Genomic DNA, 13,131 nt, shown 5'->3' with positions numbered 1-13,131 from the left:
TCCGGATCACTCCAGACCGATTGTGGGGTCTATGAACCGGTTGGTCACCACGTCGTCCGGCACCACGTCGGGGTTCGACCGCTCGTCCAGCCACGGCTTCACGATCCCGAACATCTCCTCGACGCGCTCCATGTCGAAGTCGCCGATCGTATCGTTGGTGCCGTTCCCGACGATCCCGCGCTCCTTCTGCGCGTTTGCCGAAAATTCGTTCAGCTCCATCGATGTCTTCCACCAGCTAGTGCCGTATCCGCCCTCGTTGAACTCATAGATCAGCTGGTTCACCTCAGCCGGGTCGTTCATGTAATCGACCGCCGCCTGCTGCATGATCGGCACCATCTTTTCCAGACAGGGCGCCAGCTCTTCCATGCGCGGCGCCGCGACAGAGACCATGCCGGTGATCGTCGGATAGCCCAGTTCGTTCACCGTCACCGCATCCACCGGCTTTTCCCAGTTGAGCCCGTGCGACAGGTTGTAGACCTCGGTCGTCACGAAACCCTGGTTCAGCCACTCGCCGTTATGTGTGACGAAATTCTCCAGGTCGCCACGATAACCCTCGATGAAGGCCTCCTTCGGCACGCCGGAATTCACCAGATACAGTCCGAAGGTCCGGGTGATGGTCGAGACATAGATCATGCCGCCACCGGATTCCCCGAACGCCTTCAGGTCCTCGACCGAATGGAAGCCGTCAGGATAGGTTCCCTCGTCCCAGATCAGCCCCGAGGGCGCTATGTCCAAGGGTACGAAGACGCCAACCACCGGGAACATCTTGGAAAAAATGAAGGCGTTATCCAGCTCCTGGAACCCCAGATGCGGCACAACCCCGGCCTTGGAGTTGCCGTTGAACAACGCCGAATAGGCGGTCTCGCCGTCACCTAGCCCAATATTACCGCCGCCCTCCAGGATCACCAGGTCAATCCCGGTTGCCCCCAGCGGCCCGGTATAGCGGCCCGACTCCATCGTGCCGCCGCCACCGATCATCTGGTACAGCCCACCATGCTCCGCCTGCGCCAGCCAGTCCTTCTGGATGTAGAACGGGCTCGGGCACACATCGGCCAGCGGCGTGGTGTAGTTTTCCTTGGCGAAGTCGCCCGGAGCGGCAGTTGCGGCATGCGCGGCCAGGAACGCGGTCGTCCCGGCCAGTACGCGGTTCAGTCCTTTCGTCATGTCAGTTCCCTGTTGTTTCGTGTTTCGTTTCGTGGAGGAGAGGAACGGGGCCTTTCATCCCCGGCGGCTGGCCGACTCGTGCCAGCTGGAAAACAGCAGGTTGCCCACCCAGGTGAAGATCAGGAATATCCCGATCGACAGTGCCGAAGAGGCGATGAGCGCGGCATACATCTGCTCGTACTTGAACTCGGTCTTGGCGTTGATCAGCATCTGCCCGAGCCCGCCCTTGCCGGCGAGGAAGAACAGTTCCGAGGTCACCGCGCCGATGATCGCCATGCTGGTCGAGATGCGGAACCCGGCGAACAGCGCCGGCGCGGCCGATGGCAGCCCCGCCTTCCACAGCATCTTGCGCCATCCCGCGCCCTGCAGACGGAACAGGTTCAGGATGCCGGGGTCCTGGCTCTTCAACCCAAGCAGCAGCGTGGTCGGTACCGCGAAGAAGGTGAAGAGCGCCACGATCAGGACCTTCGGCAGGAACCCGAAGCCCAGCGCGCTCTGGATCAGCGGGATGATCGCGAGGATCGGAATGGATTGCAGCGCCACAAGGTAGGGAAATACCGCCCGCTCCATCACGTGGAAGCGGAACATCACAATGCCGATCGCCATACCCAGCGGTATCGATACCGCCAGCCCGCATACGGCGATGGAAATCGTAACAAGGCTTCGTTCCCACAGCTCCTGCAATACCTCCGGTTTGGAAAAGGCCTGCTCCCACAGCCCCTGCGCCGACGGCATCAGGAAGAGCCGGTGCGGCGGCAGCTGCGATCGCACCCAGGCATAAAGCCCGATCAGCAGCAGTCCCATTATAACCGGTGGCACCACAGCCGAGACGAAACGCTTCACCGGCCCCGGCGGTGGCGTGACCGGAACCGGCTTGTAGGTCTGTGTCCGCGCGCTTCGTGTCAGGGTCTTCAGCGCCATCGCCTATCCTTCTAGCGCTTTGCGCAGAGCGACCGAGATCTCTCCGGCCAGCCGAGTGAATTCCGGGTCGTACCGCAGCTCCGGCGTACGCGGCCATTCGAAGGGCACGTCGTACTCGGCGATGATGCGGCCGGGCCGGCGGCTCATTACTACAACGCGGCTCGACAGGTAGACCGCCTCTGGGATCGAGTGGGTAATGAACAGGCCGGTGAACCCTTTGCGCAGATACAGTTCGATCAGCTCGTCGTTCAGCCGTTCGCGGGTGATCTCGTCCAACGCCCCGAACGGCTCGTCGAACATAAAGACGTTGGGTTCCAGCGCAAGCGACCGCGCCAGCGAAGCGCGCATCTTCATTCCGCCTGACAGCCGTTTCGGGTAATGGTCCTCGAAGCCCTCCAGCCCCACCAGCGCTATCTGCTCCATCGCTATGCGGCGGCGCTCCTCGGCGGGAACCCCGCGCAGCTCCATCAGCAGTTCGACATTCGGCAGCACCGTCCGCCACGGCATCAGCGTCGCGTCCTGGAACGTGTAGCCCAGATGCGACCGGTCCACGTGGATCTCACCGCCGGTATGCGTCTCCAGACCCGAGGCGAGTTTCAGCAGGGTCGACTTGCCGCAGCCCGAGGGCCCGACAACCGAAACAAACTCGCCCCGCTCGACCGTCAGGTCCACCTCGTCCAGCGCGATGGTTCCATCCGGAAACTCCATCGACACGGCATCGAACTGCAACGCGATCTCGACGCTCGGTTCGGACTGTTCAACAAGTGCATTCATCTACTCGGACTCCTGTTACGCGTCAAAACTTCAGCATCGCCTGCCGCACGCGTGCCACGTAGGCCTCCGTCTCCGCGCGGGTCACATTGTTCATGTCATAGAGCGCGTGGTAACTGACCTTGACCCGGGGATGGCAGATCACCCGCAGGAACCGTGTCGCATTCTTACGCGGTGCGTCCCCCAGAAACCATGCCCGCCAACGTTTAGAGCCATAGGTCGTCACGGTCGCCAACTTCCGGATGTTTTGCAGACCCGGCGACATCTCGCCATCGCGCAGCTTGAAGGATACGTCGGGAAGGAAAACCCGGTCGACATAGCCTTTTAGGATCGCCGGCCAGCCGAAATTCCACACGGGATGGCACAGTACAAGCGCATCGCAGGACTCGAGCCGCTTGATGTATTGCTCGACCTTGGCCCGGTTTGCGGGCACGTCATGATAGATGTCTCGGTCCTCGCGCGTCAGCACCGGATCGAAACGGTCGGCATACAGATCCAGGTCATCCACCTCGTGCCCCGCTTCTGTCAGCCCCTCCACTACGGTCCTGTGCAGCAGCGCGTTCAGGCTGTTTTCCTGCGGATGGGCATAGATGACGTGTACTTTCATCGGGTGAACGGCCTCATTCGGAAAACAGGAAGTTTCTGCCATTGGCAGGGGTCCAGTCGGGTTCGGTCCAGGCAATCATCTTGCCCGGGTTCATCAACCCCTTCGGATCGGTCTGCCGCTTGAAAGCCAGCTGCGAGATATCGGTTCGCTTCATGCCGCCTTCCTCCAGCGTGACACGATGCGGGTTGAACACGGTCACCGGATACTCGGTCTCGAGGATACGGATGATCTCTTCCAGCCGGTCCTCTGAGGTGAACCGCACCAGCGGCAGACACACCGGGCTCACCACTCCGGAAAACCGCGTGAATTCGAAATGCAGCATAAGCTCGTCACCGAACCGCACGCCCAGCGCCGCGATGGTCTCCGTCATGGTCTCGCGCGGAAACATCATCTGCAGGTAGGTCAGCGATGGATCGACCTTCATCGCGCGCAAGGTCGTGTGGTTCCACGCCATCTCGTACAGCGCGGGCAGGCGCGTGACCGCATCCGCGCCGTCCGCCCGAAATGCGGTCTCCGCCCCCGGCCAGTCTGCTACCCGCGCCTCCAAGGCGGGCAGGTCCGCCCGGGCCACCATCAGTGCTAACACCGCACGCCCGGTTCCGGCATGGGCCCGGTAACGCTGGAAATACAGTTCCGGGATAGGCGGCTGGAAGGTCGAAAGCATCCGCAGCAGCACGCCGTCATCCTCGCCTAGCGAAATCGCCAGCAGGTTCGCATCGGCAAAATCGTCGACCGTCACCATCACGTCGACCCAGTCGGTACAGGGATCGACCGGCAGTTCCACCTCGGTCATCACCCCGTTCACACCATAGGCATGGGCCGCCTTCGGGATGTCGTCGCCGGTCAGGTCGATCACCCGCGGCTTCGCCTCCATTGTTACCAGCCGCACCCGCCGGATGTTCGCCGGGTTGCGCAGCCCGCCCCAGCGGATCGCGCCCACGCCGCTCGAACCGCCCGCGATGAACCCGCCGATGGTCGCCGTCGCCGTGGTCGAGGGGAACAGGCGGATCTCCTTGCCCTGCGACCGCAACGTGCGCTCGATCCCTTCGATCAGCGTCCCGGCCCGTGCCGTCACATGCGTCTCGCCGATCTCGGTGATCCCGGCCACCTGCAACATGTCCAGCACCACGCCGCCCTGCAAAGGCATCGCCTGCCCGTAATTCCCGGTGCCGCCGCCCCGCACAGTCACCGGCACGTCATGGGCAAAGGCCGCCGCCAGCACCCGCGCCACCTCGGCCTCGCTGGTCGGCAACACCACCAGATCGCCGGTAAACCCGTCGAGCTGTCGCTTCAGCACCGGCGAATACCAATAGAAATCTCGGCTCTTCTGCCGCACCACCGCGGGCCGTTCATCCATCGCCACGCCGTCCAATACCGCCTTGAACGCGTCGAGGTTCATGCCGCCTCTCCTTCCGCGTCCAGAGCGACCCCGGCGCGCAGCACCTGCCGGTCCTCATGTGCGCGCGACAGCAGGTCGGTCCAGTCGCGCGCGTCGAATATCACCAGATCCGCCGGCACCCCCGGCGCAATCGTCCTGGCGGACTCCAGCCGCATCGTCTCCGACGGCCGCGCCGCGACCGAGGCGATCCAGTGCTCCACATCCGCCTCGAGCTGTGACGTCATCACCGCCTGCCGGAAGATCTCCAGCATGTCGAAAGCGCCATAGGGGTAGAATGCATCCCGCACGTTGTCCGAGGCGAAACATACCGGCACGCCCAGTGCCGAAAGCTCCTGCACAATGGTCATCCCGCGCCGCCGCGGGCTTTCTCCGGGCATCCGGTCCATCAGGTAGGCATTGGTCAGCGGCAGGCTGACCACATGCGCCTGCGCAGCCGCGATCCGTTCCGCGATGGCCAGAGCACGCCCCTGCTCCATCGCCGCCAGCGAACAGCAATGGCTCAGGGTCACGCGCCAGGGAAACCGCACCTTTTCGGCACTGTCGAGCACCGTCTCGATCCCGCGCGCCCCGGCATCCAGCGTCTCATCGACATGGAAATCCACGTCCAGCCCGGCATCGGCGGCCAGCGTCAGAAACGCGTCCACCATCGCCGGATCGCAACCTTCGCCCGAGATGTACCCGCCGGCCAATCCACCGCGCTCCGCGATCTGTCGGCAGCGGTCGGCGAAATCCCGGTCCACCGCCCGCTCGATCCGCATCAGCGCCACCGGCTGCAACCGCATCCGGCCCTGCCATTTTTCCTGCAACCGCCGTAGTGCCGCCCAAGCCGGGCTCTCATCGGGTGGCGCCATACTGTCCAGATGGGTGCGCATCGCCACCGTACCCAGCCGGTACGCGGCGCGGATGGCCCGATCCATCCGGACCAGAAGATCCTCCAGCGTCCGGTTCGGCGCATCTGCCATCGACAGAGACACGGCCTCGGCCAGCCCGATCCGCGACACTCCGGTCCGCGCAGCCGTATACGCCTTGTCCAGGTGCACATGCATATCGACGAAGCCGGGCAGCACCATCCGCCCACCAAGGTCGCGCGCCTCGCCCGCCACAAGCGTCTGGTTCGGCGCAGCGGCCACGATATGTCCGTCCCGCACCGCGATATCCGTCAGGACCAGACCTTCGCCAATCGCCCCGCCACCGATCTCGCGGCATAGCACCGACGGCACCAGCGCGTTCCGCAGCACCAGGTCCGCCGCAATCACACCGTGCGACATCACCTTGCGGTCACTCATGCAAACACCTCCGGCAGCGCCATTGCGGCCACTTCGTCCAACAGTTTCCCGAACCGCGCCGCCGAATGCGTAGCCAGCCGGGCGCCCAGCTCGGCGGTCGCGCCACGCGCATCGCCTGCAGCACCGGCCGGGTGCAGATCTTCGCTGCGCCATCCCATCGTGACGGATCCCATCATCCGCAGCACCTCGTTTCGCGCGGCCACCGCCGAGGAGGTCGGCACGAAATGCTCCGCCTTCGACATGTCCACCAGGTCGGGCCGGAAATGCAGCATCGCCGCCGTCTCCACCAGGCCCGCATGTATTCCCTCGGCGCGCTCGCGTTCCGGCACCGCACCTTCGGGAAAGCCCATGCCGATCCACCCTGCCGTCACCGCCAGCATGTCGTGTTTCAGGCGCAGGCTGCGGCACAGTTGTTGCAGCACTGGCACGTTGCCGCCATGGGCGTTCAGGCAGACGAACCGCCCGACCCCGGCACGCGCCACCGACGCGCCGATCTGTTCCAGAACGGCCAGCAGCGTCGGCCCGTCCAGCGTCAGCGTCCCGGCGAAACCGACATGCTCGTCCGATTTCGCCACCGCCACGGCCGGCAGCAACAACACCTCGGCCCGCTCCGCCGCCGCCCCCGACAGCTTCGCCATTTCCTCGGCCAGAACAGTATCCGTGGACAGTGGCAGATGCGGCCCGTGCTGCTCGGTCGCACCGACCGGCAGCAGGGCCACCGAGCGCTCCCGATCAAGAGACGCGAAGTCGGTCGTCCGAAGGTCCGACCACGGTGTGAAGGGCATATGTATGTCCGATTATCGAGCGAGTGTTCGAAAATACGATACCACGCTGAAAGGCCTCGAACAGCCTTTGCACCGAAATTCGCCATCCGGCATGGCCTGGGCCGCCCGTACCGGCCGTTTTGCCGGGCAACTGCCCAATCTCGCAGCAGCCCGAGGATGCAATACGCCGGTCAATGCAGAATCATCTCCCTTTGAAACCCGCTCCGAAGCGACTGGAAGCAATGCGAAACGGGCGGCCGGTTGCCCGGCCGCCCGCGTCAGCACAGGGTCGAATCCGGTCTACGACCTTCTGGCAACGTAATCGACAAAGCTCTGCCGGGTCCGGCCGATCCGGATGTGATCGTCATGCATGGTGGACGAGTTCAGTTTCACCATCGCCCGCCGCGCCCGCAATCCAAGCCCGTTGTTCACCTTGATCAGCACCACGGCGCTGCGGCCGTCCGACCATTGAATTCGGTCGACGATCCCGAGAAGTTTGTAGTCCTGAGACAGCACCGGCATGCCAACCAGGAATGCATGCGCTCCAGAGATCCCGGTATCTCGGTTGCCATCGGCGTTCCGCACAACAGAGCCGTTGCCAAAACTGTTGCTGCCGTCGGAACGGTTGCTGCCGTCGGCGAAGTTGCTGTTGGAATCGCCTCCTCCATTGCCACCGCCGGAACCTCCGCCACCACCGGAACCACCGTTGCCGCCACCGCCTGAGCCACCGCCGCCGTTGCCACCGCCGCCGTTGCCACCACCGCCGTTGCCGCCACCGCCGGATCCTCCTCCACCGCTGCCGCCGCTTCCGCCACCGCCGACGCTCACATCGGCATCGGCACTGATGTCCCCGCCGCCGACATTGGCATCAGCGCTGGCGCTGGCACCGCCGCCGACCTTGGCATCTGCACTGGCGCTGACACCGCGTCCGCCACCCACCTTGGCGTCCACATTGGCCTCGATGCCGCCAATCTTGACATCAGCCTTGACGCCGAGACCGGCAGCCATTGCCATCGGAGCGATCATAGTTGCCGAGGCAAATACGATCATTGCATTCCTAAAGTTACGCATAGCAGCTCCTCCTGTTTACTGCATCAATAGTTACGAAGTGGAGCCAGATTAAGTTTCAGATTTAGGAATAATTAAGGAAAAAAGATTGTTCTTTTGTGCATGTTATTGAAACTATTGTAAAACAACAAAAGAAAACCACCTCCATTATTCTGGAGAAGGACAAATAATTTCATATTATATTAACGAAGGACTACTGTATCTCCTGAAAGAGTTGTATGTGCATTCAGGCAGACAGGTAACAGATCCTGCTCTGCCAATGTTTCCGAAATCTCATCTGCAAGGGCATTGAACAGGTCGCCCGCGAACTCCTCCAGGTCGCTGATCGTCTCGCCGGTCGCGGTGACCGTTTCATCAAGGTACCGGCCCAGCGGCGACGCTTCCGACACCAGCGCCGGAACACGCGCCGCAATGTCCACATCGGCGTAAAGAAACACCTTCACCCCGGTGCCCGGCAGGCAGGGCGGCGGTGAATGCAGCACCGCGTCCGGCTGCACGAATTCCGTCTCCAGCACATCCATCAGAGCCAGAAGGTTGCTGATGATAAGGCTCGCCTCGACCGACACGTCCGCCTCGAACTTCACCGGGCATTCACTGACCAGCAGCAGGTTCTCCAGCCGGGTGCCTGCCGGCACCGTGGCAACCTCGTAATCGTCGCAACGGACGCGATAGGCACCGCCGGCAGTCAGCGTGATCTGGTTCAGATCCTCGGCATCCAGAACAACCGACGCTTCGCCCGCCACAGTGATGATCTGCTGCCCCACGTCGATCGATGACCAGTCCGCAACGTCCAGCACGTCACTCAGGTCGCCGCCCAACAACGCCAGGTCGGTCTCAACCCCGGTCAGCCCAATCGCCTCGGCCAGCATGCCGTCGATCAGCGTGTCGGCAGCGTCGGTTTGCCAGACTGGCGTTCCACCATAGTCCGCCGTCCCGCTGGCGAAGACGCATACGCCCAGGTAAGCGTCGGTCGCCCCGGCATCCGCGCGAGCCTGAACAGACAGGAGCGGATCGTCGCAGCCCAGCTTCGGCGTGGTCGCAAATTTCGCGATGGCAGAGCCCTGCACATTCCAGAACCGGTGACCGACGAGCATGAGCAGGAATGTCGGCAACTCGCTGTTCCGCGCCGAGGTCTTCCGCAAACGCACCTCTACCGCATTCGGATCGGCCGCTCCGGCCACGAACACGCCAGTCGTTTCATTATGTCGTCCCAGTTGAAAACTGTCCGTTTGCCAGGCATCAAGCAGGTTCGCGGCGGCCAGTCCCTTGTGCGCCACCTGGCGCGCGATCGCCGCCGGGCTATGACCCTCCCGTGGTTCAGTCGCCTCGATAGCGGCGCTGATCGCTGCGGCTTCGGCCGTCGATTGCAGGATTTCCCGCACGCGCCACGCATTGCTGACATCCAGCGCCAGACCGCCAAGAACCAGCACCAGAACGAAGCCGAACAGCGCTGTAATCGTTCCCGCACCGCTGTCGTCCTGTCTGAAGGTCCTGGTCATCGCGCGCTCCTATGCCGGCTCTCGGTACATCATCACCCGCGCGACGAAATTGCCCTTGATGTAGCGAGAGATGGTGTTCGTCACGCCGGCGTCGGAAAACGGGATCGAGACCGAGACAGTGACCGCGCGTGCATCGACTTCGACGTCGAATGCATAGTCGCGGCCCGGGGCAATCAGCCGTTCCTTCAGGTATGGAACCGCCTGCTCCTCGTTGATTCGATGTATAGACAGCGCCCGCGCGGTGTCGCGCGACCCGTGCCACATCGTTGCATTCAGGGTCAGCGCAAAGGCCAGGTCCGCTATGAAGATGAAAGTCAGAAGGATCGCCGGTGCCCAAAGCGCGTATTCGACCGATATTGTGCCATCTTCCGAGTCACGAAAGCGCGCCCTCGGCCGAATGCCGATCAACTTATGAAACGCAACAACCACTTACGCGCTCCGAAACCGTTACTTTGCCCCAAGGTCAGGCAACGGGAAGATTGTGGCGGTCAGGTGGCGTTAACGCACAACAAACACTAAAAGAGAGGCAAATTGTTGAGTAATATTGTTCTGTTAATAAAATATTGAAATTATATTTCCCACCAAAGCAACTATATTTCTTAACCTATAATACAAGTGGTAAACTTATGAAATTCTTAACGAATCGGCGTCAAAATTATTAACACCTTAATTGAAGCGCCCGAATTTCCGAATTGCTTTCCATTTCCACAAGGCATCGCCTTCCTCAGCCACCGGCCGATCAGCCTCGCCCACCGCCTGCAAAATACAGCCAGTCCGGCACGCAGCGCAGGCCGCGCATTAGCCACGAGAACGGCGCCGGAAAATCGGTACGGAACCGGCTCGACTTCAACGCCGCGACAACGCGTTCGGCGGCGTCCTCCGGCTCCATAAGCATCGGCATGCGGAACTGGTTCTTGTCGGTCAACCGCGTCCGGATGAACCCCGGATTGACCAGCCGAACCGTCACGCCCGACCCTTTCAGATCCCGTCTCATGGTTTCCGCCAGACTGGCGATCCCGGCCTTGCTGGCACTGTAGCCGATGGACTTGGGCAACCCGCGATAGGCGGCCAGTGAACCCACCAGCGTGACCTCGCCCGAACCTCGCTCCACGAACTTCGGCACGACCTCTCCCAGCACCCGCATCGCGCCCATGAAGTTTACGTCGCACATTGTCAGCGCCTTGGCGCTGTCCCACTCATCGGTCGGCATCGGATAATAGGCGCCGGCATTGTAGATCAGCGCATCGGGCAAGCCGATCTCGTCGACAGCGCCAGCAATCGAGTCGGCATCGGTCACATCCAACGGCACCACCCGGCCCATGCCAAGCTCGTCCCGCAGTTCCTGCAGGCGCTCCCGATTACGCGCCGACAGGATCAGTTCCGCGCCATCCGAGGCGAGCAGTTTTGCAACTTCGCGCCCCATCCCCTCGCTGGCGCCGATCAGCCAGTACGCCTTGCCCCCGATCACGGTCATTCCCCGGCCTCCAGCCTGTAACTGTCCGACACCAGCGTCTCGGGCGGTCTTTGCTTTTTCAGAAATGGCGCCCGCTTCAGGCACAGGATCAGCGCCTGCCAGTGGATCAGCACCAGCACCCGCAACCCGCCGAACGGCCGCCGCAGCGCCGCCCAAGCCAGCGACCGGTTCGTGGCGGGCCTGCGCCGGCCGGCAAGTGTGGCGAACACGCCCTCGGCGCCATTGGCATAGGAGATCCGGATGTCGACGGCATCGTCCTTCAAAGAGAACCGGAAGCTATAGGTTCCGGCGACGGTCTGGAATGGCGAGACATGCATGCGCTTTTCCGCGGTGATCCGGTCGCCGGGCTCAATCGGGCGGAAACCGGGATGTGCGCAGAAATAACAATGCCGCTGGCCGAAGGTGCTGTTCACCTCTGCGACGAAGGCGGCGGGCCGGTCGTCCCGCAATGCAATCCAGAAGCTTACCGGATTGAAATGGAACCACAGGAAACTCGGCTGGGTCAGCAGCAGGATCTTCATATCCGCCGGGGCACCGTGCAACTCCAGCATCGCGCGAAACCAAGCGGCACCCGCGCCATGCCCGCGCGAGCCGCCGTGATTCCGGTCCTCGACCGACCAGAGGTTAAAGCGGTTGCGCGACAGCAGGAACGGCAGGCGCCGCGCCTCCGGATCCAGCAGCAGGTAGTCGACGCCATAACGAAAGCTGTTCTTCAGCCCGCCACGCCGGGCGTGAACGGTATGGCCCTGGATGTGATCGATCATGCACCTGATACGTAGCAGCCGCGCAGCCGGCTCAAATAATCTCATCGAATTCTGATCCGCACGCGTTTGCCCAGCGTAGAACCGGCATGCTAGGAACGGTGGATCATCATCTGCAGGAACCGCAACATGCGGCGCACCTGCGAAAGACGAGGGAACCGCACGTGCCGGGCGACGACGCCGCGCGACAGACAGATCTGCTGCTTGCGGTGCGCGACCGGCGCGACAGGGCCTCGTTTTCCCAGCTGTTCGACTATTACGCACCGCGTCTTAAGGCGCTGCTTTTGCGATCGAGCATGAGCGACGCGCAGGCCGACGATATCCTGCAGGACGTGATGCTGACGATTTGGCGCAAGGCGCATCTGTATGATCCCGCCAAGGCCTCCGCTTCGGCCTGGATTTACCGCGTGGCACGCAACCGGATGATCGACATCATCCGCAAGGAACAGCGCGCCATTCCGTCGGAACTCTACGAAACCGACACGGAACCCGGCACCCAGCCAGACGACCTTGGTCAGACGCAGGAATCCGCCCTGTTGCGCGAGGCGCTTGGCCGCCTCCCCGAAGCGCAGCGCGTGATGATAGAGCGCGTATACCTCGGCGAACTGACCCATAGAGAAGTGACCGAAGCTACCGGCCTCCCCATCGGCACAATCAAGTCGCGCATCCGCCTTGGGCTGGAAAAGCTGCGGCACGAGCTGAAACATCTGAGAACCCCATGAACATCCGGCATCATATCGACGAGGCGACACTGGCCGCCTTCGCCGCCGGGCAACTGGCGCAGCCTTTCGCTGTGGTCGTCGCGTCGCACTTGGCGATGTGCCCGGTCTGCCAGCGCGCCTATCGCGAGCAGATCGCCATCGGCGGCGCAGTCCTCGATCAACTGCCCGGAAAACCGGTGTCACAGGGCCTGAAAACCGGCGTGATGGACATGCTGGACGACACACCCGCAGAACCCGTTCCGTTGCCGACCCTCCCGGCGCCCTATCCGCTGCCTTTGTCACAGTACTTCGGCGCTGAAGGCCCGAAATGGTCCGCCATCGGCATGAAGGCGCGCCAGTCGATCCTGCAGAACGACGCCAACGGATCGCTCCGCCTGCTCTACATTCCCCAGGGCCGCGCCGTGCCCGACCACGGCCATTCCGGCCCCGAGTTCACCCTCGTCCTCAAGGGCAACTACACGGCCGCCGGGCAGACCTATGCCGCCGGCGATGTGGAGATCGCGGACGAGGATGTAGAACACACGCCCGTCGCCGGACCGGACGAACCCTGCATCTGCCTCGCGGCCACCAACGCACCGCTGCGGTTCGGTGCCTTCCTCCCGCGCATCCTGCAGCCACTTCTAAAGATCTGAAGGCCAGCCCGATCTTTTTTTGATCGCTCCCCACGACCGGTCCGTAACAGACATACGATTGCT

15 protein-coding genes are annotated in these 13,131 nt (G+C 62.7%); 3 read left to right on the top strand and 12 right to left on the bottom strand.

The genetic code is table 11. The features are described 5' to 3' along the window. Positions 1-6 precede the first annotated feature (6 nt). Genes HCO70_RS19720 through HCO70_RS19690 form a run of 7 tightly spaced genes read right to left on the bottom strand, consistent with a single transcriptional unit; the run spans position 7 to position 6,933 of the window. Entirely contained in the window at positions 7-1,164 is a 1,158-nt protein-coding gene (locus tag HCO70_RS19720) for a hypothetical protein (protein ID WP_253913389.1), read from the bottom strand. Between the two features lie 54 nt (positions 1,165-1,218). Further along, on the bottom strand, positions 1,219-2,085 hold the full coding sequence (locus HCO70_RS19715) for an ABC transporter permease (protein WP_172299398.1): 867 nt from the start codon (positions 2,083-2,085) through the stop codon (positions 1,219-1,221). Between the two features lie 3 nt (positions 2,086-2,088). Beyond that, positions 2,089-2,859, bottom strand: coding sequence for an ABC transporter ATP-binding protein (locus HCO70_RS19710; protein ID WP_253913388.1), 771 nt, complete (start codon positions 2,857-2,859; stop codon positions 2,089-2,091). 22 nt (positions 2,860-2,881) lie between these two features. Beyond that, positions 2,882-3,463 (bottom strand): NAD(P)H-dependent oxidoreductase, encoded by a 582-nt coding sequence (locus HCO70_RS19705; protein ID WP_172299396.1) that lies wholly within the window; start codon positions 3,461-3,463, stop codon positions 2,882-2,884. A 13-nt stretch (positions 3,464-3,476) separates the two neighbouring features. Continuing rightward, positions 3,477-4,862: an FAD-binding oxidoreductase gene (locus tag HCO70_RS19700; protein WP_172299394.1), complete on the bottom strand. Its 1,386-nt coding sequence runs from the start codon at positions 4,860-4,862 to the stop codon at positions 3,477-3,479. Beyond that, positions 4,859-6,148, bottom strand: a complete 1,290-nt coding sequence (locus tag HCO70_RS19695; RefSeq protein ID WP_253913387.1) for an amidohydrolase family protein — start codon at positions 6,146-6,148, stop codon at positions 4,859-4,861. The genes HCO70_RS19700 and HCO70_RS19695 overlap by 4 nt, the downstream gene beginning before the upstream one ends. Beyond that, a complete protein-coding gene (locus HCO70_RS19690; RefSeq protein ID WP_172299392.1) occupies positions 6,145-6,933 on the bottom strand; it encodes a creatininase family protein in 789 nt (262 codons plus the stop codon). The genes HCO70_RS19695 and HCO70_RS19690 overlap by 4 nt, the downstream gene beginning before the upstream one ends. Positions 6,934-6,937: 4 nt before the next feature. Here HCO70_RS19690 and HCO70_RS19685 point away from each other — a divergent pair, with 4 nt between their 5' ends. Then, positions 6,938-7,234, top strand: a complete 297-nt coding sequence (locus HCO70_RS19685) for a hypothetical protein (RefSeq protein WP_172299390.1) — start codon at positions 6,938-6,940, stop codon at positions 7,232-7,234. On the opposite strand, the gene HCO70_RS19680 is transcribed toward HCO70_RS19685, so the two are convergent. From HCO70_RS19680 to HCO70_RS19660, 5 genes are all read right to left on the bottom strand, one after another. Then, positions 7,213-7,920, bottom strand: a complete 708-nt coding sequence (locus HCO70_RS19680) for a hypothetical protein (protein ID WP_216665531.1) — start codon at positions 7,918-7,920, stop codon at positions 7,213-7,215. The two genes, HCO70_RS19685 and HCO70_RS19680, sit on opposite strands and share 22 nt — an antisense overlap. A 242-nt stretch (positions 7,921-8,162) precedes the next feature. After that, positions 8,163-9,479: a pilus assembly protein TadG-related protein gene (locus tag HCO70_RS19675; RefSeq protein WP_172299388.1), complete on the bottom strand. Its 1,317-nt coding sequence runs from the start codon at positions 9,477-9,479 to the stop codon at positions 8,163-8,165. Positions 9,480-9,488: 9 nt separating this feature from the next. Beyond that, positions 9,489-9,887: a TadE/TadG family type IV pilus assembly protein gene (locus tag HCO70_RS19670; protein WP_216665530.1), complete on the bottom strand. Its 399-nt coding sequence runs from the start codon at positions 9,885-9,887 to the stop codon at positions 9,489-9,491. A 331-nt stretch (positions 9,888-10,218) separates the two neighbouring features. After that, complete coding sequence (locus HCO70_RS19665; protein WP_172299384.1) at positions 10,219-10,953, bottom strand: SDR family oxidoreductase; 735 nt, start codon at positions 10,951-10,953, stop codon at positions 10,219-10,221. Next, positions 10,950-11,717 (bottom strand): DUF1365 domain-containing protein, encoded by a 768-nt coding sequence (locus tag HCO70_RS19660; protein ID WP_172299382.1) that lies wholly within the window; start codon positions 11,715-11,717, stop codon positions 10,950-10,952. Before HCO70_RS19660 ends, HCO70_RS19665 begins: the two co-directional genes overlap by 4 nt. A gap of 86 nt (positions 11,718-11,803) precedes the next feature. Between HCO70_RS19660 and HCO70_RS19655 the strand changes: the two genes are divergently transcribed. Next, on the top strand, positions 11,804-12,436 hold the full coding sequence (locus HCO70_RS19655) for a sigma-70 family RNA polymerase sigma factor (RefSeq protein WP_172299380.1): 633 nt from the start codon (positions 11,804-11,806) through the stop codon (positions 12,434-12,436). Next, a complete protein-coding gene (locus HCO70_RS19650; RefSeq protein WP_172299378.1) occupies positions 12,433-13,068 on the top strand; it encodes a ChrR family anti-sigma-E factor in 636 nt (211 codons plus the stop codon). The genes HCO70_RS19655 and HCO70_RS19650 overlap by 4 nt, the downstream gene beginning before the upstream one ends. The last annotated feature ends 63 nt before the right edge of the window (positions 13,069-13,131 follow it).

Origin of the sequence: Pseudoruegeria sp. HB172150, assembly GCF_013184805.1 — a bacterium.
In the GTDB taxonomy this organism is placed as follows: domain Bacteria; phylum Pseudomonadota; class Alphaproteobacteria; order Rhodobacterales; family Rhodobacteraceae; genus Psychromarinibacter.
This window is presented reverse-complemented; position numbering and strand designations above follow the sequence as displayed.